Annotated in this window: 14 protein-coding genes; 4 read left to right on the top strand and 10 right to left on the bottom strand. The window is 69.6% G+C overall.

Annotated features, from left to right (window positions below):
* The gene (alaS, locus tag SBI67_RS10720; RefSeq protein ID WP_318980555.1) at positions 1-2,721 is read right to left on the bottom strand and encodes an alanine--tRNA ligase; all 2,721 of its coding nucleotides are present in this window, start codon (positions 2,719-2,721) and stop codon (positions 1-3) included.
* Between the two features lie 162 nt (positions 2,722-2,883).
* Here alaS and SBI67_RS10715 point away from each other — a divergent pair, with 162 nt between their 5' ends.
* Positions 2,884-3,504 carry a hypothetical protein gene (locus tag SBI67_RS10715; RefSeq protein ID WP_318980554.1) on the top strand — a complete coding sequence of 207 codons (621 nt, stop codon included), beginning with the start codon at positions 2,884-2,886 and terminating at the stop codon, positions 3,502-3,504.
* Here SBI67_RS10715 and SBI67_RS10710 read toward each other — a convergent pair.
* Genes SBI67_RS10710 through SBI67_RS10700 form a run of 3 tightly spaced genes read right to left on the bottom strand, consistent with a single transcriptional unit; the run spans position 3,501 to position 6,120 of the window.
* Positions 3,501-3,905 (bottom strand): secondary thiamine-phosphate synthase enzyme YjbQ, encoded by a 405-nt coding sequence (locus SBI67_RS10710; RefSeq protein ID WP_318980553.1) that lies wholly within the window; start codon positions 3,903-3,905, stop codon positions 3,501-3,503. The genes SBI67_RS10715 and SBI67_RS10710 overlap by 4 nt on opposite strands.
* Positions 3,906-3,910: 5 nt before the next feature.
* Positions 3,911-5,257 carry a replication-associated recombination protein A gene (locus SBI67_RS10705; protein ID WP_318980552.1) on the bottom strand — a complete coding sequence of 449 codons (1,347 nt, stop codon included), beginning with the start codon at positions 5,255-5,257 and terminating at the stop codon, positions 3,911-3,913.
* A gap of 20 nt (positions 5,258-5,277) precedes the next feature.
* The gene (locus SBI67_RS10700; protein WP_318980551.1) at positions 5,278-6,120 is read right to left on the bottom strand and encodes a DUF3097 domain-containing protein; all 843 of its coding nucleotides are present in this window, start codon (positions 6,118-6,120) and stop codon (positions 5,278-5,280) included.
* Between the two features lie 112 nt (positions 6,121-6,232).
* Between SBI67_RS10700 and SBI67_RS10695 the strand changes: the two genes are divergently transcribed.
* Both SBI67_RS10695 and SBI67_RS10690 read left to right on the top strand, forming a co-directional pair.
* The gene (locus SBI67_RS10695; protein ID WP_318980550.1) at positions 6,233-6,718 is read left to right on the top strand and encodes a MerR family transcriptional regulator; all 486 of its coding nucleotides are present in this window, start codon (positions 6,233-6,235) and stop codon (positions 6,716-6,718) included.
* A complete protein-coding gene (locus SBI67_RS10690; RefSeq protein WP_318980549.1) occupies positions 6,715-7,743 on the top strand; it encodes an SDR family oxidoreductase in 1,029 nt (342 codons plus the stop codon). Before SBI67_RS10695 ends, SBI67_RS10690 begins: the two co-directional genes overlap by 4 nt.
* Here the strand turns inward: SBI67_RS10690 and SBI67_RS10685 are convergent.
* The 5 genes from SBI67_RS10685 to SBI67_RS10665 form a co-directional block, all read right to left on the bottom strand.
* Complete coding sequence (locus SBI67_RS10685) at positions 7,724-8,755, bottom strand: zinc-binding metallopeptidase family protein (protein WP_266046314.1); 1,032 nt, start codon at positions 8,753-8,755, stop codon at positions 7,724-7,726. The genes SBI67_RS10690 and SBI67_RS10685 overlap by 20 nt on opposite strands.
* A gap of 11 nt (positions 8,756-8,766) precedes the next feature.
* Positions 8,767-9,633: a transglutaminase family protein gene (locus SBI67_RS10680; protein WP_318980548.1), complete on the bottom strand. Its 867-nt coding sequence runs from the start codon at positions 9,631-9,633 to the stop codon at positions 8,767-8,769.
* Positions 9,634-9,694: 61 nt separating this feature from the next.
* Positions 9,695-12,385, bottom strand: coding sequence for a circularly permuted type 2 ATP-grasp protein (locus SBI67_RS10675; protein WP_318980547.1), 2,691 nt, complete (start codon positions 12,383-12,385; stop codon positions 9,695-9,697).
* On the bottom strand, positions 12,385-15,678 hold the full coding sequence (locus tag SBI67_RS10670) for a transglutaminase family protein (RefSeq protein WP_318980546.1): 3,294 nt from the start codon (positions 15,676-15,678) through the stop codon (positions 12,385-12,387). The genes SBI67_RS10675 and SBI67_RS10670 overlap by 1 nt, the downstream gene beginning before the upstream one ends.
* A 41-nt stretch (positions 15,679-15,719) precedes the next feature.
* Positions 15,720-16,190, bottom strand: a complete 471-nt coding sequence (locus SBI67_RS10665; protein WP_318980545.1) for a winged helix-turn-helix transcriptional regulator — start codon at positions 16,188-16,190, stop codon at positions 15,720-15,722.
* A gap of 104 nt (positions 16,191-16,294) precedes the next feature.
* Here SBI67_RS10665 and SBI67_RS10660 point away from each other — a divergent pair, with 104 nt between their 5' ends.
* Positions 16,295-17,479, top strand: coding sequence for a thiolase family protein (locus SBI67_RS10660; protein ID WP_318980544.1), 1,185 nt, complete (start codon positions 16,295-16,297; stop codon positions 17,477-17,479).
* Positions 17,480-17,505: 26 nt separating this feature from the next.
* On the opposite strand, the gene SBI67_RS10655 is transcribed toward SBI67_RS10660, so the two are convergent.
* Complete coding sequence (locus SBI67_RS10655; protein ID WP_318980543.1) at positions 17,506-18,867, bottom strand: hypothetical protein; 1,362 nt, start codon at positions 18,865-18,867, stop codon at positions 17,506-17,508.
* Positions 18,868-18,870 lie beyond the last annotated feature (3 nt).

The following is an 18,870-nucleotide window of genomic DNA, read 5'->3' as shown; positions in this document are numbered from 1 at the left end:
TCAGCTCCGGGCGATCTCAGCGCGTAGCGCGGCCAACGCCGCGTCGATACCCGCCGCCCCCTTGCCCGAACCCTGTGCCAGCTCGGCCTTGCCGCCCCCACGACCGTTGACCGCCGCACCCAACTGCTTCACCAGATCGTTGGCGCTGAACCCGAGATCCTGCGCGGCGGCGTTGACGGCCACCACGAACGGCACCGAGTCGTCCTCGCCGGCACTCTTCCCGTCGCTTCGCTCGCCCGGGTCACCGATCAAAGCGACGACACCGGGCTCGGCGCCCAGCTTGCCCTTGATATCGCCGACCAGGCTGCGCAGGTCGCCGGCCGAGATGCCGCCGGCCATCCGCTGCGCCACCAGGCGCACCTTGCCGACGGTTTCGGCGCCGGCGGCGGCGTTGGCCGCCGCGGCCCGGGCATTCGCCAGCCGCACCTTGTCGAGTTCCTTCTCGGCGACCCGCAGCCGCTCCACCAGGTTGGCCACCCGCGCCGGCACCTCGTCCGAGGGCACCTTCAGCGAGGACGCCAGCCCCGCCATCAGCGCGCGTTCCTTGGACAGGTGCCGGAACGACTCCAACCCGACATAGGCCTCGACGCGGCGCACCCCGGAACCGACGGACGATTCGCCGAGCAGGGTGACGGGGCCGATCTGTGCCGAGCTGCGCACGTGGGTGCCGCCGCACAGTTCCAGCGAGAACGGCCCACCGATCTCGACCACCCGAACCTCGTCCGGGTAGTTCTCGCCGAACAGCGCCATGGCACCCATCGCCTTGGCCTTGTCCAGCTCGGTGTTGAAGGTGTTGACCGCATAATCGGCCTGCACGGCCTCGTTGGCGACGGTCTCGATCTCCTCGCGCTGGGCATCGGAGAGCGCGCCCTGCCAGTTGAAGTCGAAGCGCAGATAGCCCGGCCGGTTCAGCGAGCCGGCCTGAACGGCGTTGGGCCCCAACACTTGCCGCAACGCGGCGTGCACCATGTGGGTGCCCGAGTGGCCCTGCGTGGCACCGTGGCGCCACCGCGGGTCGACCTCGGCGGTGACGGTGTCGCCTTCGACGAACTCCCCGGATTCCACCGTGACGCGGTGCGCCCACAGTGTTTTGGCGATCTTCTGCACGTCGGTGACGGCCGCCTTGGCGGTCACCGAGGCGCCGGTGCCGGTGATGGCACCCTCGTCGGCGATCTGCCCGCCCGACTCGGCGTAGAACGGGGTGCGGTCCAGGACCAGCTCGACGCGCTGCCCCTTGGCGCTCTCGTGGTCCACCACCGGGACCCGCTTGCCCTCCACGAAGACACCGAGAATTCTTGCCTCCGAGGATAATTCATCGAATCCGGTGAACTCGGTGGGGCCGGCGTCCACCAGGTCGCGGTAGGCCGACAGGTCGGCGTGGGCCTGTTTGCGCGCCGCGGCGTCGGCCTTGGCACGTTGGCGCTGCTCGGCCATCAGGCCGCGGAAACCCTCTTGGTCGACGGTCAGTCCGGCCTCGGCGGCCATCTCCAGGGTCAAGTCGATCGGGAAGCCGTAGGTGTCGTGCAGAGTGAAGGCGTCACTGCCGGACAGCACCGACGCCCCGGAACGTTTGGTCGCCTCTGCGGCATCCTCGAACAGCTTGGACCCGGCCGTCAGCGTGCGGTTGAACGCGGTCTCCTCGGCCACCGCGATGCGGTTGATGCGCTCGAAATCGGTGACCAGCTCGGGGTAGGACGGCCCCATCTCGTCGCGCACGGTGCTCATCAGCTCGGCCATGATGGGGCGTTCGACCCCCAGCAGCTTGGCCGCCCGGATGATGCGGCGCAGCAGCCGGCGCAGGACGTAGCCACGGCCCTCGTTGCCGGGGCTGACCCCGTCGCCGATGATGATGGCCGCGGTGCGGCTGTGGTCGGCGATGATCCGATAGCGCACGTCGTCATCGTGGTTGCCCTGGCCGTAGCCGCGCGGGGCGATGCCGGCAACCAGGTCGATGACGGGCCGCACCAAATCGGTCTCGTAGACGTTGTCCACACCCTGGAGCAGGCAGGCGATCCGTTCGACACCCATACCGGTGTCGATGTTCTTGCGCGGCAGCGGGCCGAGGATCTCGAAGTTGTCCTTCGAGGTGCCCTCACCGCGCTCGTTCTGCATGAAGACGAGATTCCAGATCTCGATATAGCGGTCCTCGTTGGCCTCCGGCCCGCCGTCGATGCCGTAGTCGGGGCCGCGGTCGTAGTAGATCTCCGAGCACGGGCCGCACGGTCCGGGGATACCCATCGACCAGTAGTTGTCGGCCATGCCGCGGCGCTGGATGCGTTCGGCCGGCAGCCCGGCGACCTCCTGCCACAGCCCGATCGCCTCGTCGTCGTCGAGATAGACCGTGGCCCAGAGCCTTTCGGGGTCGAATCCGTACCCACCCTCGGACACCGGGTTGGTCAGCAGCGACCAGGCCAGCTCGATGGCCCCCTTCTTGAAGTAGGCGCCGAAGCTGAAGTTGCCGGCCATCTGGAAGAAGGTGTTGTGCCGGGTGGTGATCCCGACCTCGTCGATATCGGGGGTGCGGATGCACTTCTGCACGCTGGTCGCGGTCTCGTACGGCGGGGTGCGGGCGCCCAGGAAGTAGGGGACGAACTGGACCATGCCGGCGTTGACGAACAGCAGGTTGGGATCGTCGAGGATCACCGAAGCGCTGGGCACCTCGGTATGTCCCGCGTTCACGAAATGATCGAGGAAACGCTTCCTGATCTCGTGTGTCTGCACGTGCTGCTGTCCTTAATTCGCTGGGCCGGTGGTCGACCGCATAACAGTACCGGGCTGCTCATCGCGCCGTTTACCCCATTGTGCGTGGCGTGGCGCGGGAGGACAGTTGTGGGTGACCGGTGGCGCCACCGGGGCGCTGCCCCGACCCGAAGGGGGTGGACCGTGTTCGCACGTTCTACCACGGTGATGGCGCGCCTGGACAAGATCGACGCCGGGATCGCCCATGTCCGCGACGAGGTGATGCCGGCGTTGCCAGAACTACCCGGCTGGGTGGGTCTGTCGCTGATGGCCGACCGGGAATCCGGTCGGTGCATCATCGTCACGGCCTGGGAGTCGGAGGATGCGCTGCGCTCCAGTTTCGAGGAGACCGCGCAGATGCGGAATCGGGCGGCCGACGAGTTCGGCGGCACGGCCTGGGCGGAGAACTGGGAGATCGCGGTCCTGCATCGGGAGCACAGCTCGGACCGGCGGGCCTGTGTGCGGGCCACCTGGGTGTCGGTACCTCCGGATCTGGTGGACGCCGGCATCGACTACTTCCGCGGGGCGGTGCTGCCACAGGTGGAGCACCTGCCCGGGTTCTGCAGCGCCAGCCTGCTGATCGACCGCGCCACCGGGCGCGGGGTGTCGTCGGTCTCGTTCAGCAGCCGCGACGCCATGGTGGACAACCGCGACCAGGCCACCGCACTCAAGGTGGCCTCGATGCGGGCTGCGGGTGCCTCCGAGGTCGACGAGGCCGAGTTCGAGCTGGCGATCGCCCACCTGCGGGTGCCCGAGCTGGTTTAACCGCGCAGGAAGCTCAGCCGCACCGAGCGACGCGGGTTGTCCCGGTTGAGGTCCACCAGCACGACGCTCTGCCAGGTGCCCAGCAGCGGGGCGCCGTCGCCCACCGGAACGCTGACCGACGGGGACACCAGGCCCGGCAGCACGTGATCGGCGCCGTGTCCCGGTGAACCGTGCGCGTGCCGGTAGCGGTCGTCGCGCGGCAGCAGGCGCTGCAGCGCATCCACCAGATCGTCGTCGGATCCGGCACCGGTCTCGATGACGGCCAGCCCGGCCGTGGCGTGCGGGACGAAGACGTTCACCAACCCGTCACCGCCCTGGGCGGCGCAGAATGCGCGCACCGCGTCGGTCAGGTCGACGATCCGCCGCCGGGTGGTGTCGATGTCGAGCACTTCGGTCTTCATTCGTTTCACCGCTTCCGTCGCACGATGGCTCGCAGCTTGTCCAGCCGGGTCCCGATCTCGCGTTCGGCTCCGTGCGTGGTGGGCCGGTAGTAGTCGGTGCCCACCAACTCGTCGGGCGGATATTGTTGGGCCGCAACACCACCCGGCGCATCGTGGGCGTACTTGTAGCCGATCGCGTTACCGAGTTTGGCTGCCCCCGAATAGTGCCCGTCGCGCAGATGCGCAGGCACCAGCCCGGCCTTGCCTGCCCGGATGTCGGCCATCGCCTGCCCCAGCGCGGTGGTGACGGCGTTCGACTTCGGCGCGGTGGCCAGGTGCACCGTCGCGTGCGCCAGCGTGAGCTGGGCTTCCGGCAGCCCGATCAGCGCGACGGTCTGCGCGGCGGCCACCGCGGTGGGCAACGCCGTCGGGTCGGCCATCCCGACGTCCTCACTGGCCAGGATCATCAGCCGGCGCGCGATGAACCGCGGGTCCTCCCCCGCCGTCAGCATGCGGGCCAGGTAATGCAGGGCGGCATCGACGTCGGACCCGCGCACCGATTTGATGAACGCACTGATCACGTCGTAGTGCTGGTCACCGTCGCGGTCGTAGCGCACCGCGGCCTGGTCCAGCGACTGTTCGACGATCTCGACGGTGATGACGCCGGCCTCCCCGGCGGCCGTTTCCGCCGCGACCTCCAGCGCCGTCAGCGCCCGGCGCGCGTCACCGGCGGACAGTTTGACCAGCAACTCGACCGCGTCGTCGACGATGGCCACGGCACCGCCCAGCCCGCGCGGGTCGGTCACCGCCCGGCGGATGACGGTGCGGATATCGTCGGGGCCCAGCGGCTGCAACTGCAGGATCAGCGATCGGGACAGCAGCGGCGCGACCACGGAGAACGACGGGTTCTCCGTGGTCGCCGCGACGAGCAGCACTACCCGGTTCTCCACCGCCGCCAGCAGCGCGTCCTGCTGCGTCTTGGAGAACCGGTGCACCTCGTCGATGAACAACACGGTCTGTTCGCCGTGGATGGCCGCTCGCCGGGCCTGGTCGATGACGGCGCGCACCTCTTTCACCCCGGCCGACAACGCCGAGAGCGCCTCGAAACGCCGGCCGGTGGCCCCGGAGATCAGCGACGCCAGGGTGGTCTTGCCGGTGCCGGGCGGGCCGTACAGGATGACCGACGCCGCGCCGGACCCTTCGACCAGGCGGCGCAACGGAGAGCCCGGTTTGAGCAGGTGCTGCTGACCGACGACATCGTCGAGGGTGGCCGGGCGCATCCGCACCGCCAATGGGCTGGCGGCCGACGGCATGTCGATGCGGGCGGCGGAAGACGGCTCCCCACCGGGCACATCGAACAAGCTGTCAGACACGCTCCCTGCTTACCACGGCGTCACGACATCGCTGCGGGTGCCGTGACGAAGTCGATGAGCTCTTCGACCCGGCCGATCAGGGCGGGCTCCAGGTCGTTCCAGTCGCGTACCCGGCCGCGGATCCGCTGCCAGGCGCCGGCGATATCGGCCTGGGTGGCGTGCGGCCACCCCAGGGCGGCACAGATGCCGTGCTTCCAATCGGTGCCGCGCGGGATCACCGGCCACTGCGCCATGCCGAGCCGGGCCGGCTTGACCGCCTGCCAGATGTCGATGAACGGGTGCCCGACCACCAGGGTGTGGGCACCGTGCGGGCCGTTGCCGACGGCCTGCGCGATCCGGGACTCCTTGGAACCTTCCACTAGGTGGTCGACCAGTACGCCCAGTTTGCGCCCGGGCCCTGGCTGGAACTCCGCGACGATGGCGGCCAGGTCGTCGACACCGCCCAGGTACTCGACGACCACCCCCTCGATGCGCAGGTCGGCACCCCACACCTGCTCGACCAGTTCGGCGTCGTGGCGGCCCTCGACATAGATTCGGCTGGCCAGCGCCACTTTGGCTTTCGCGCCGGTCACCGCGACCGATCCGGACGCGGTGCGGGCCGGGGCCTTGACCACCTTGGGCACGGTCAGGATGACGGGTTTGCCCTCCACCAGGAAGCCCGGGCCCATCGGGAAGGACCGGATCCGGCCGTGGCGGTCCTCCAACTCGACCCGGTTGTTCCCGACGCGCACCACCGCGCCGACGAATCCACTGGTGGGTTCCTCGACCACCAAGCCCTTGTCCGCCGGGTGCTCGACGGAGCGAACCCGCTTGGGTGTGTGCGGATTCCGGGCCAGGATGTCGGAGCCGTAGCGATCAGTCACCGGGCGATCCTAGGAAGCCGTTCCGGTTTTGCGGTGGTGCGACATACCCTCGTCGCCCGACCGTGACACGGCAGCTTGACTTGAAGCGCTTCAGGTTCGGCAGAGTGGTGGCATGGCGATCGAGCTGGCCGGGCAGAGCACCGGCGATCTCACCATCCAGCAGGTGTCCCGGCGCACCGGGCTGGCGGAATCCGCGTTGCGGTATTACGAACGCGTCGGCCTGCTGGAGCCGGTGCCCCGGGACGAGAGCAGCGGTCACCGCCGATACCCGCCGGAGGCCGTCGCGGCGGCCGAGGCGCTGGCCTGCCTGCGCGGCACCGGCATGTCGGTGCGGGATATGCGCAGTTACGTCCAGAACATGCGCGGCGGCCCCGGCGACGATACCGCCGCGGCCGACCAGCACCGGCTGTTCGCCGAGCATGCGCAGCGGCTCGGTGACGAGATCACCCGCCTGGAACTGCGACGGCGCTACGTCGCGGCCAAGGCGCAGATGTGGGCGGCACGCGACCGCGGTGACCGTGCCACCGAAGAACGGATGATCCCGGAGCTCATCGCGCTCGGTGATCGACTACTACAGCAGGAAGGCGCACAACGGTGAACGACGACAAGCAGCCGGTACTCGTCACGGGCGGCTCAGGATTCCTTGCCGGACATACCATTACGCAGTTACTCGCGGCGGGCCACCCGGTGCGCACCACGGTGCGCACGGCGGCCAGGATCGCCCAGGTACGTGACACGCTGGCCCGGGCCGGCGCCGACACTCACCAGTTGAGCTTCGCCGTCGCCGACCTGGCCGGGGACGCCGGATGGGCCGACGCTGTCGCCGGTTGCGGCTACGTCCTGCACATGGCGTCGCCGTTCCCGCCGCGCCAACCCGAGAATCCCGACGAGCTCATCGCGCCGGCCCGCGAGGGCACCCTGCGGGTGCTGCGTGCCGCTGCCGCGGGCGGGGTCCGGCGGGTGGTGCTGACGTCGTCGTTTGCCGCCGTCGGGTACAGCCCGCGGCCGTCGGGCTGGGTGTTCGACGAGGCGGACTGGACCGATACCGCCGACGAGAACAGCCCGTACGTGCTGTCCAAGACCTTCGCCGAACGCGCGGCGTGGGAGTTCGCCGCCGACCATCCGGGCGCTGCCGAGTTGGCGGTGATCAATCCGGTCGGCGTGTTCGGGCCGGTGCTCGGGCCGCAGCTGTCCAGCTCGGTCGGCATCATCGCGGCGCTGCTGCGTGGCCGGCCGACGCCGTTGCCGCGGGCGTCCTTCGCCGTGGTCGACGTGCGCGACGTTGCCGATCTGCACGTGCGCGCGATGACGGCACCGGGCGCGGCCGGGCAGCGTTATCTGGCCAGTGCCGGCGAGGCGGTGACCCTGCCCCAGATCGCGGCCACCCTGCGCGAGCGCTTGGGTGCGCGCGCCGCCCGGGTTCCCGAGCAGGTGGCCGACGATGACGAGTTCCGCGCCGCCGCGGCCCAGCGGCCGGAGCTCGAGGTGTTCGCCGGGCTGCTCGGTGAGCCGAAGAAGATCAGCCGCGCCAAAGCCGCCGCCGAGTTGGACTGGTGTCCACGCTCGGCCGCCGACGCGGTGACCGCCACCGCGGAGAGCCTGCTCACGCCGTCGTGGTCGTGACCGCGTCGACGACGGTGTGGATGAAGCGCATCTTCTCCAGGACGGCCGGCGGCAGCACGAACGGGTAGAGGTCGTCCTTGCCCATCGAGCGGTTCACCATGTTCAGCGCCCACGCCAATGGCAACCACATTTCGATCATGGTGTCGAAACCACTGGGGCCCAAGACCTTTCGGTCGAAGGTGGCGCCAGCCGGGGCGAACCCGAACGCCGCCGAGGTGTCCAGGGTGTCGCGGATGTGCAGGTAGTGCGCGAAGGTCTCGGCCCAGTCCTCGGCCGGGTGCATGGTGGCGTACGACGATACGTAGTCCTCGTCCCAGCCTGCCGGCGCGCCGTCGCGGTAGTGCCGGTCCAGCGCGGCCTGGTAGTCGGCGTCCGGATCGCCGAACAGCTCCTCGAACCGTGCCCGGTCCTCGGGCGCCGCCTCGACCAACCGGTAGAAGTAGTAGTGGCCGACCTCATGGCGGAAATGCCCGAGCAGGGTGCGGTACGGCTCGGACATTTCGACCCGCAACTGTTCGCGGTGCACGTCGTCGCCCTCGGCCAGATCCAGAGTGATCACGCCGTTGACGTGCCCGGTCAGCACCTGCTGATGCTCACTGGACAGCAGGTCGAAGGCCAGCCCGTAATCGGGGTCCAGGTCGCGCCCGACGATCGGCAACCGCAACTCGTGCAGCTCGGCGATCAGGCGGCGCTTGGCCTTCTCGGCGATCGCGAAGGCCGCCAGCGCCTTGGCGTCGTCGTCACCCGGGCGGGTGCGGGTCAGCGCGCAGGACACGCAGAGCTGTTGGTCGGCGGTCCGCACCAGCCAATTGCATTCGGCCAGGTGGAGATTGGCGCACAACTGGTATTCGGTGGGGTGAACCGCACCCGCGTTGGCACTCTCCCCGCCGGTGGTGATGACCAGCAGTGCCATATCGTCGAGCGAAAAGCCCAGCGCCGCACCGCAGGACAGGCACACCGAGTTCTCGAACGAGAGCCGCTGACCACAGGTCGGACACGTGAAGTCCCGCATGCACTCTCCCCCTAGTACGGCGCGACGTCGACCGCGACGTCTATCACGCTACTCTCCGAATCGGTGTAGATGATGCCGCGCAACGGGGGCACGTCGGCGTAATCTCGCCCGAACCCCACGACAACATAGCGTTCGTCGATCAATTGGTCGTTGGTGGGGTCGAACGCCACCCAGCGGTCCCCCGGCGTCCACACCGAAGCCCAGGCGTGGGTGGCATCGACGCCGACCATGCGCTCCTTACCGGGCGGCGGGTCGGTGGCCAGGTATCCGGAGACATAACTTGCCGCCAGACCGTTGGCCCGCAGGCAGGCGATGGCCAGCCGGGCGAAATCCTGGCACACGCCCTCGCGGGCGGCCAGCACCTCGGCCACCCCGGTGGAGACCGTGGTGGATCCCGGCAGGTAGCTGAAGTCGGTGTAGATGCGGGTGGTCAGTTCGCGCACGACGTCGATCAGCGGACGCCCCGGCGTGAAAGTCGGTGCGGCATAGGCGATGACGGAGTCGTTGATCTCCGGCGGCACCAGGTCCATGGCGAATTCGCAGGCCAGCCCGGCCGGCCGGGCCCGTTCCCACGGCACCTGCAGCTCGGCACCGTCATACTGGCCGGGTGACGGCACGTCGACCTCGACGACCGAACGGCTGGTCACCGTCAGCATGCGGTGGTGCTGGGTGACGTGGAAGTACGAGCTGATGTTGCCGTACGCATCGCGGCCGGTCGAGCTGTCGGCCGGCTCGGGATCCACCAGCAGCTCGTGCGCCAGACACCGCTGCCGCGACGAGCTGCGCGGGACGAGGAAACCACGGCCATAGGAGCTGGTGACCACGTCGGAATACCGATACGTGGTGCGGTGGGTGATCTCGTATCCGCGTGAGCTCACGCGGCCTCCTCGCAGGCTCGGCCGCCGCGTGGCAGATCCATGGTTCGCTTGCAAGCTTCGCTCACGGCAAGTCGCGCCTCTCGTCAGGCCCCCACAGCGGCTGCATACCGCCGGGCAGGGACAGGTGCGACGCGGTGATCAGGCCGGACAGGTCGCGCAGGCCGGCGTGGATCCCGTCCAGCAGCTCGGCCAGTTCGGCCCGGGTCTCGCCCCGCTCGTCAGCGGCGATCAGCTCCAGGTCCTGCGGGTCGGTGCGGCGCAACCGGGCCGCGATCTCGTCGACCAGCCGTTCCGGACGCGACGCGCCAGAGGCCGACGGCAACCGTTTGAGCCCCGCCCGCAACCGCTCTAGTTGATAGGCCAGCGACCGCGGATTCTCCCCCTCGAAGAGCACCAGGTCGGCCAGCGCGGCCAGGCTGACGGTGCCCAGGGTCCGGCGCCGGTAGATCACCGACGATTCGCAGGCCACCAGAGTGGATTCGGTGATGGTCTGCTCGGCATCGGGGCTGCGCACCTCGGTCAGGGTGGCCCGCAGCAGCGCGGTCAGCCCGAGACCGCGCTCGATGCGCTTGCCGATGTCCATCATCGTCCAGCCCACGTCCTGCACCATGGACTCGGCGGCCATCCCCGACAGCGCGAGCATGCCCGCCAGCGTCTGACTGTGTGCTGTCGCCAGATAGGCGTCACCTTCGGTCTGCGAGTCCGGCGGGGTGGCGGCCCGGTGCCCGACGGCGCGCTCCACCGCGGCCAGCACCATCCAGGTGTCGTTGGACATCTGGTCGCGCACCCCGCGGGCGGCCAGCCCGAGCCGTTCCACCGACTGCGCCAGTGAACCTGGCCGGCGCCGGTCGGCGGTCACCGCCCACAGGGTGCTCGGTGCGACGGCGATCATCTCGTGGTCGTCGCCGCCGCCGGTGTCGGTGCCGGTGATCCGGCCGATCGCGGCCAGCAGTACCGGCACGCACTGACTGCCCGCCATGTCCTGCCGATACCGGTATTCGTGGTAGCGCTCGCGGGTGACGGACAACAACCGCGCCATGTGCTCGGCGCGCTCGGCGTAGCGCCCCATCCAGAAGAGGTCCGACAGCACGCGCGGCGAGCTGATCGCCCGAGTCGGGCTGGGTGTCATCAGCGGAGCTGCGCCGGCGGCGACATAGGTCGGAGCCAACTCCACCGAGGGTGTCGGTACCGCCTTGACCCGCTCGGGGGCGCGTACCCAGATGTCCTTGGCGGCGACGGTGTTCAGCGTGTACGCCGAACTGCCCTGCGCGGGAAGGAAGCCCAACCCACCGATCATGGGTGCGTAACCACCGCGCTGCGCCACCGTGAACAACCGCATACCCACGCTGGCCGCAGACAGCCCACCCCTGTAGTAATCGGTGGGCGCCGAGGAGAATTCGGGCAGCTCCTGGGCCACCCAGCGCCACGGGGTGGCCGCGATCTGGGCGCCGAGTTCCTCACGTCGGGTCGGCGAGAGGGTCGGCCCGACGATGGTGCGCCCGCCGTCGACGGGTTTGATGAGCAGCGCGGCCAGATTGGCCCTGATGTGCGAGAGCTCGTTCTGGTAGCCGGCCCAGTACACCCCGCCGCTGTGCAGCAGTGGCGTCTCACCCACCAGCAGCTCGGACAGCTCGGGCAGGAAGCGAAGCAGCGCAGGGCTTTCCAGGATGCCGCTGCCCAGGGTGTTGACCACCGTGACCGCGCCGCGGCGGAGCACCTCGACCAGTCCCACCACACCGAGCCGGGAGTCGGCGCGCAGATCGAGCGGGTCGACGTATTCGGCGTCGATGCGGCGCAACACCACGTCCACCCGTTTCAAGGTGCCCAGCGAGCGCATCCACAACCGGCCGTCGCGCACCACCAGATCCGCGCTCTCCACCAACGGGAAGCCCAGCACGGTGGCCAGGTAGGCCTGATCGAATGCTGTCTCCGAATGCGCGCCCGGGCTGAGCACCACGACGACGGGTTCCTCGGCGGTGTCCGGGGCGGCATCGATGAGCGCCAGTCGCAGGGCCTGGGCCCACGGTGAGGCCGGCCGCGGAGCCACCCGCTCGTACAGTTCGGGGATGGCGTGGGTGATGACGCGCCGACCGGCCATCGCGTACCCGGCGCCCGACGGCGCTTGGGTCCAGTCGGCATTCACCCGGAAGGTGCCGTCGGCGGCACGGCTGATATCGCACCCGTGCAGGAAGAGTTGATGGTGACCGGGCACCTCGATACCGTGCGCGGCCCGGACGTAACCGGGATGGGCGAACAGCAACTGCGGTGGCAGCACCCCGCTGGTGATCGACCGCCGGTCACCGTAGAGGTCGGTGAGCACGGCGTCGAGCAGCCGGGATCGCTGCACCAGACCGGCTTCCAGCGTGTTCCAGTCACCCGCCGAGACGAGCAGGGGCAGCGCGTCCAGGTGCCACGGCACCGCGACACCGTTGCTGGCCGGTGCGGACGGGTCCACGTGGACGTAGGTGATGCCGTCGTCGTCGACCAGGCCGCGCACCGTCGCGCGCAGCTGGTCAAGGCCGTTGCGGCCGCGCTCGGCGACGCACTCGGCGAGCTCCTGCCAGGTGGGGCGGATGCCGCCGGCGGGGTCGACGAATTCGTCGTAGCCGCTGCCCGCCATGCCGCGGATATCGAACAGGGCCTGCTGCGCGCGGGCAGCGCGATACCCCACCAGCACATCCTCGGTGGAGCCCGAAGCGGTGGCGGTCACACCGATGTTCGGCTCCGGTGAGCCGTTCGTGCGAAGGACCATTACCGCAGAACGGTACGCACCCGGCGCAAATCGAGGATGCCCGGAGCGCCCAAATCGGTGGACTGGCGGGCCTGCTTCTCCCGGATATCGGCCAGGTCCATCCGACCCGGTGTGAACCCGGCCACTTCGAAGCGGCGCCCGCGGCGGGATTCGGCCTCGACGGCGTTGACCGGCGGGGTGTCATAGGCCCGCCCGCCCGGGTGCGCGACGTGGTAGGTGCACCCGCCCTTGGAAGTACCGGTCAGCACGTCGATGAGCTCGAACCGGAGCGGGGCGTCGACGGTGATGGTCGGGTGCAGCGCGCTGGGCGGCTGCCACGCCCGGTACCGCACCCCGCCGACCTGAACGTCGGCCTTGTCGGTGGCCAGCAACGGGATCGGGTGGTCGTTGGCGGTGACGACATAGCGGTGCCGGTCGGCGCCGATCAAGCGCACCTGCACCCGCTCCACCGACGAGTCGACATAGCGTGCGGTGCCGCCCGCGGTGGATTCCTCACCGAGCACGTTCCACGGTTCGATACCCCCGCGCAGTTCGAGTTCCACCCCGTCGAACACCGCGGTCCCGATCCGCGGGAAGCGGAACTCGGTGAACGGATCCAACCAGCTGGTGTCGAAGTCGACACCGTGCGCGCGCAGGTCAGCTGCGACATCGGCAATGTCATGAATCAGGAAGTGCGGCAACAGGTATCGCCCGTGCAGGTTGTCACCGTGCCGAATCAGCGGGGCACGCAGCGGTTCGTCCCAGAACCACGCCACCAGCGATCGCACCAGCAGCGATTGCACCATCGCCATCTGGTGGTGCGGCGGCATCTCGAAACCGCGCAGTTCCAGCAGGCCGAGTCGGCCCCGCGGGCTGTCCGGGCTGTAGAGCTTGTCGATACAGAACTCGGCGCGGTGGGTGTTACCGGTGATGTCGGTGAGCAGGTGCCGCAGCGCCCGGTCGGTCACCCAGGGTTTCGACGCACCGACCTCGGCCAGCCGCGCGATCTCGGCGAAGGCGATCTCCAACTCGTACAACGCTTCCGAGCGGCCCTCGTCGACCCGTGGGGCCTGCGAGGTGGTGCCGACGAACCGGCCGGCGAACAGATAGGACAACGACGGGTGCCGCTGCCAGTAGGTCAGCAGCGACACCAGCAGATCCGGGCGGCGCAGCAGTGGCGAATCGGCCGGGGTGATCCCGCCGAGGGTGATGTGGTTGCCGCCCCCGGTGCCGCCGTGGGTGCCGTCCACGTCGAACGACTCGGTGGACAACCGGGCCAGCCGGGCCTGTTCGTACAGCGTCTCCAGCTGCGCCAGCTGTTCGGCGAAGGTGCCCGTCGGCGCGACGTTGACCTCGATGACGCCGGGGTCGGGGGTCACCGTCATGGCGGTCAGCCGGGCGTCGTGCGGTGGCCCGTACCCCTCGATGACCACCGGGGTGTCGATCGCCGCGGCAGCGGCTTCGATACGCGACACCAGGTCGATGAAATCGTCCAAGGTGTCGGTGGGCGGCAGGAACACGTAGAGGAAGCCGGCCCGGATCTCGGCCACCAGGGCCGTGGTGGGAGCGTCCTCGGTCTGCTCGACGGGCGCCTGCTGCTGGACCGGACCGCGCCGCAACGCGCCGCGGGAGGTCAGCGGATCCGCCTCGAAGGTGCGCCGCGGCGGCTGCCAGCTGATCGAGTTGAGCGGCAGCCGTAGGCCGGCCGGCGAATCGCCTTCCAGCAGCACGATCCGCCCGCGGCGCAGTTTCCAGTCCGCACTGGCCCAGCCCGAATCGTCGTCCCGGCGATGCAGGGGCAGCACGTGTGCGGCGGGCTCGACGACGGATTCGTCGAGCCGCGCCAGCATGGCGGCGCGCCGCTTCGCGTCGTCGGTGACCAGGTCGTCGGCCGGCGCCACCGGATCACCGGCGGGCCTGCGCACCGAGGCCGCCAACCGGCTCAGGGCGTCCTCGTAGGCGGGGCGCACCTGGGTCGCCGGCAAGCCGAGTCCGTCGGCGACCGCGGTGAGCAACTCCGCGTCGGATCCGTCGGGCACCGGGGTCGGCAGGCTTTCGGCCCACGGGTCGGCCAACAGCGTCGGGTCGTTCCACACCGGTTCGCCGTCCGGCCGCCAGAACAAGCCGATCTGCCAGCGCGGCAACGGTTCCCCGGGATACCACTTGCCTTGGCTGCGCTGCACCAAGCCGTGCGGAGCCCACACCTTCTTCAGCCGGGCGGTCAGCGCGGAGGCGCGCTGCCGCTTGTGCGGACCGTCCGCCTCGGTGGTCCACTCCGGGTCGGTCTGGTTGTCGATGGACACGAACGTGGGTTCTCCGCCGACGGTCAGCCGCACGTCGCCGGCCGCCAGCCGGGCATCGACCTTCTCGCCCAGATCCACGATGGCCGACCATGCGGTCGGTGTGTAGGGCAGCGTGACCCGGGGGTCCTCGTGCACCCGCGTCACCACGTTGGTGAATTCCAGGGTGGTCTCACACGGGCCGGTGGCGCCGGTGATCGGCGCGGCCGACTCGGGGTGCGGGGTCGCCGAAAGCGGGATGTGTCCCTCCCCGGCGAACAACCCGGAGGTGGGGTCCAGCCCGATCCATCCGGCACCGGGAACGTAGACCTCGGTCCAGGCGTGCAGATCGGTGAAGTCGGCGGCGGGGCCGGACGGACCGTCGAGCGCTTCCACGTCGGAGGTCAGCTGGACCAGGTAGCCGGACACGAACCGCGCGGCGTAGCCCAACTTGCGCAGGATCGCGACCAGCAACCACGCCGAATCCCGGCAGGAACCGATCGCGGTGCGCAGCGTGAAATCCGGTGCCTGCACACCGGGTTCCATCCGCACGCTGTAGCCGACGTCGGCGTTGACGGCACGGTTGAGCGCCACCAGGAAGTCGATGGTCCTCGTCTTGGCCGGGACGGTGAAGTTCTTCACCCACGCCGCGGTCAGCTCATCGGATCCCTCGACGGGCCGCAGGTAGGGCTTGAGGTCCTCGGCGAGCGCCGGCGGGTAGGTGAACGGAACCGTCTCGGCCCAGTCCTCGATGAAGAAGTCGAAGGGGTTGATCACCTTGAGGTCGGCGATCAGGCCGACCGTGATGGTCAGGCTGCTCGCTCGGTTCGGAAACACCAACCGGGCCAGGTAGTTTCCGAAGGCATCCTGTTGCCAGTTGATGAAATGGTCGGCCGGCTCCACCTGCAGCGAGTAGGCCTCGATCGGGGTGCGGGAATGCGGTGCCGGACGCAGCCGCACCACGTGCGGGTACACCTCCACCAACCGGTCGAACGTGTAGCTGGTGCGATGCTCCAGCGCCACCTTGATTCCCATGACGGGAATCCCACCACACCGTCGGTCACCTTGCAGCGCGGTCAGCGCCGCGACTTCACCCGGACGCCCAGTTCCTCGGCCGGCACCCGATGCCCCTCGGCGCAGCGCAACTCGACGGCGACCTCCGCGCCGCAGTCCAGGTGGGTCAGCCGCAGGGCGCTGTCCTTGACGTGTTTGCGGCCCCATTCGAACATCGCCCACACCACGGGCATCAGGTCGGCACCGGCCGCTGTCAGCACGTACTCGTCCCTGCTGCGCTGCCCGGGTTCCTGGTAGGGCCGCTTGGTCAGCAGCCCGGCTTCCACCAGTTCGGACAGCCGGGTCGAGGCGGCCGCCTTGGTGATCCCGACGCGGCGGGCGAAATCGTCGAACCGGGTGGTGCCGTAGAACGCCTCCCGCATGATGAGCATGGCCGATTTGGTGCCGACCAACCCCATGGCCTTCTCGATAGGGCACTGCCCGACGGCCGACCACGCATCCCGGTCCGCGAGCACCCCTTGCAGAACTGTCATGTAACTCACCCTACCTCTGGGTTGATGTGAATATACCCAGCTGTTATATCTGGGTATAGGTAGCAATACTCAGAAGAGGTTGCCCGGCTCAGAGGAGAGCAGACATGTCCGGATACTCAGGTCGTGACGCGGTCATCGTCGGTGCGGTACGCACCCCGATCGGCAAGGGCAAAGCCAACGGTGCGTTGCACGAGGTGCTGCCGGCCGACCTGCTGGCGCACAGCCTGCGGGAACTGACCGCGCGCACCGGCGTCGATCCCGCCCTCGTCGACGACGTGATCGCCGGCGCCGTCACCCAGGTCGGCGACCAGGCCCTGAACATCGCCCGCAACGCGCTGCTCGGCGCGGGGTTCCCCGAGACCGTGCCCGGCACGACGGTGGACCGTCAGTGCGGCAGCAGCCAGCAGGCCGTCAGCTTCGCCGCCCAGGGCGTGCTGGCCGGCGCCTATGACATCGTCATCGCCGCGGGGGTGGAATCCATGTCGCGGGTGCCGATGGGCACCTCGGTGCTACCCGGCAGCGATCCCTTCGGCCGCGACATGGCCGATCGATACCCCGAAGGCCTGGTACCCCAGGGCATCAGCGCGGAGCTGATCGCCGCCACGTGGAACCTGTCCCGGGCCCAGCTGGACGAATTCTCGGCGGGCAGCCACGAGAAGGCGGCTGCGGCCACCAAGGCCGGGCTATTCGACAACGAGCTGGCGCCCATCGCCGGCCTGAGCACCGACGAGATCATCCGGCCCGGTACCACCGTCGAGACGCTGGCCGGATTACGGCCGGCGTTCTACACCGAGGCCTACGCCGCCCGTTTCCCGCAGATCACCTGGGAGATCACCCCGGGCAACTCCTCACCGCTGTCCGACGGCAGCGCGGCGGTGATGATCACCAGCGGCGAGACGGCCGCCCGGCTGGGACTGCGTCCGCTGGCCCGGATCCACACGACCACCGTCGTCGGATCCGACCCGCTGTACATGCTGACCGGGGTCATCCCCGCCACCGAGAAGGTGCTACGCAAAGCGGGACTCACCCTGGCGGATATCGACCTGTTCGAGGTGAACGAGGCGTTCGCCCCGGTGGTGCTCAGCTGGGCCGCCGACACGGGTGCCGACCTGGCGAAGGTCAACGTCAACGGCGGCGCGATCGCCATCGGCCACCCGCTGGGCGCCAGTGGCGCCCGCATCATGACCACCTTGGTGAACGCGCTCGAACAACGCGGCGGCCGCTACGGCCTGCAGACCATGTGCGAGGGCGGCGGCATGGCCAACGCCACCATCATCGAGCGGCTCTAGCCAGGGACGGGCTGAACGCGGCCGGGTCAGTACTCAACGGCCGCCGTCAATCCGAAATCGGCGAACGTGGCCCTGACGGTATCCGCCAGGGCCACGGCCGAATTGGGCCCGGCTGCCCGCCACGACGCGACACTGAGCGACATCCGGTCGCGCAGGAAGGCCACAGCGAGCCAGAGGTGGCCACCGCGCTCGGCGAACTCGGCAGCGGTCACCCCGGGTTCGGTCATGCGGGCGTCGAAGTAATCGGCGTCGGTGCCGTCGGGACGGTTCACCGCGGGCGGCAGCTCACCGATATTGGAACAGCCGATCGGCTGGCCCATCTTGAGCACCATCTTCTCCACCCGGCGCACCAGGAGCCGCGGGACGAACGGTGTCAGGGGCAAGGGTGCGGCCATCGTGGCCCGGGTGTCGGCCATGCGGACCAGAGCCTGCTTCAGATCGCGCCGCAACCCGCCGAGGTCACCGAGCACCGCTTCCGGGTCGGCCAACACGGTGATCGTGTTGAGCGCGTTGCCGGTGACGTCCCCGTCGGTCCGCTCGCTGACCGGGAACGACAGCATTGCCCGGCCGCCGGCATCGACGCGCCCCATCCGATGTCCCAGGCGCGCGGCCACCGCCGCGAACAGCACGTTGCGGGTGCCGCCGAGTGCGGCGGCCACCCGGTCGAATTCGGGAAGGTCCGTCCGCACCGCCAGCATCGGAACGTCGGCGATCTCGTCGGTGGGCGCCGGGGACACCGCAGGCGCCGCGCCGGCCGATCCGGGCTGCTGCTCGCGCGCGACCCGTACGGCACCGACGATGGCCGCCGGCACCTGCCCCAGGGTCCGTATCGTCGCGCCGAGGTCCTGACGCAGCGCGCTGCCGCGACGGCGTGATCGGGGCGGCGGGTACCCGAGGTCACGCGACCTGCCGTCCACCGCGTCGGCGATCGACCCGATGATGCCGCCGGCATCGGACACCGTGTGCGACACCACCAGGGACACCGCGTCGCCGCCCTCGGCCAGGGGCTGCACGGCCAGGTGCCACACCGGGCCCCATTCGGGATCGACCGGCACCGCCGACCGCGCGGCCACCCACTTCCAGACATCCGCGCGGGGTTGGGTCGCCGCCATCACCTCGATATCGGCCGGACCCGGACCGGCCACCCAGCGGTGTCTGCCGAACGGCAGCGGTGAGCGCTCCACCCGGCGACCCAGCATGGTCCGGTCCAGATTGCGGGCCAGCCGCCGCAGGCCGTCCAGATCGACACCCCGGTCGTAGATCCAGGTGAACTGGATCACCGGCCCACGGCCCAGCGCCCGCAGCGCGGTGTACGACGCCTGATCGATATAGGCGATGGTGTTGTCGCTGTAAGTACGTTCTAGGCCGGTAATGGCACGGTCTGGCACGGT

Source organism: Mycolicibacterium chengduense, from assembly GCF_033741155.1.
Taxonomy (GTDB): Bacteria; Actinomycetota; Actinomycetes; order Mycobacteriales; family Mycobacteriaceae; genus Mycobacterium.
This window is presented reverse-complemented; position numbering and strand designations above follow the sequence as displayed.

What these genes read in the sequence shown, in the direction of transcription:
- SBI67_RS10695 (WP_318980550.1), top strand. Translation starts at nt 6,233, where the DNA reads ATGGCGATCGAGCTGGCCGGGCAGAGCACCGGCGATCTCACCATCCAG.
- SBI67_RS10710 (WP_318980553.1), bottom strand. Translation starts at nt 3,905, where the DNA reads ATGAAGACCGAAGTGCTCGACATCGACACCACCCGGCGGCGGATCGTC.
- SBI67_RS10670 (WP_318980546.1), bottom strand. Translation starts at nt 15,678, where the DNA reads ATGGGAATCAAGGTGGCGCTGGAGCATCGCACCAGCTACACGTTCGAC.
- SBI67_RS10660 (WP_318980544.1), top strand. Translation starts at nt 16,295, where the DNA reads ATGTCCGGATACTCAGGTCGTGACGCGGTCATCGTCGGTGCGGTACGC.
- SBI67_RS10675 (WP_318980547.1), bottom strand. Translation starts at nt 12,385, where the DNA reads ATGGTCCTTCGCACGAACGGCTCACCGGAGCCGAACATCGGTGTGACC.
- SBI67_RS10665 (WP_318980545.1), bottom strand. Translation starts at nt 16,190, where the DNA reads ATGACAGTTCTGCAAGGGGTGCTCGCGGACCGGGATGCGTGGTCGGCC.
- SBI67_RS10685 (WP_266046314.1), bottom strand. Translation starts at nt 8,755, where the DNA reads ATGCGGGACTTCACGTGTCCGACCTGTGGTCAGCGGCTCTCGTTCGAG.